The organism is Tsuneonella deserti (assembly GCF_014644315.1).
Lineage (GTDB): Bacteria > Pseudomonadota > Alphaproteobacteria > Sphingomonadales > Sphingomonadaceae > Tsuneonella > Tsuneonella deserti.
Map to the genome: position 1 here is coordinate 1 of NZ_BMKL01000013.1, position 545 is coordinate 545.

1 protein-coding gene is annotated in these 545 nt (G+C 33.2%); it reads left to right on the forward strand.

Going from position 1 to position 545, the window contains the following annotated elements; all coding sequences use genetic code 11:
- Positions 1 to 109: 109 nt before the first annotated feature.
- The coding region (locus tag IEW58_RS13730) for an rRNA adenine N-6-methyltransferase family protein (protein WP_188645887.1) at positions 110 to 545 on the forward strand (436 nt) is incomplete at its 3' end.

Sequence of the window (545 nt, forward strand, 5' to 3'; positions counted from 1 at the left end):
GTTCGTTATCAACCAAATCAAAATTAATTGGTTATAATGAACGCTTAATGTCAGTTCATTATAACCAGTAAGGAGAAGGTTATAATGAACCAGTAAGGAGAAGGTTATAATGAACCAGAAAAACCCTAAAGACACGCAAAATTTTATTACTTCTAAAAAGCATGTAAAAGAAATATTGAATCACACGAATATCAGTAAACAAGACAACGTAATAGAAATCGGATCAGGAAAAGGACATTTTACCAAAGAGCTAGTCAAAATGAGTCGATCAGTTACTGCTATAGAAATTGATGGAGGCTTATGTCAAGTGACTAAAGAAGCGGTAAACCCCTCTGAGAATATAAAAGTGATTCAAACGGATATTCTAAAATTTTCCTTCCCAAAACATATAAATGTCAAAAGAATTACCTTTGAAAGTCAGGCTAAATATAGCTATCTTATCGTTGAGAAGGGATTTGCGAAAAGATTGCAAAATCTGCAACGAGCTTTGGGTTTACTATTAATGGTGGAGATGGATATAAAAATGCTCAAAAAAGTACCACCAC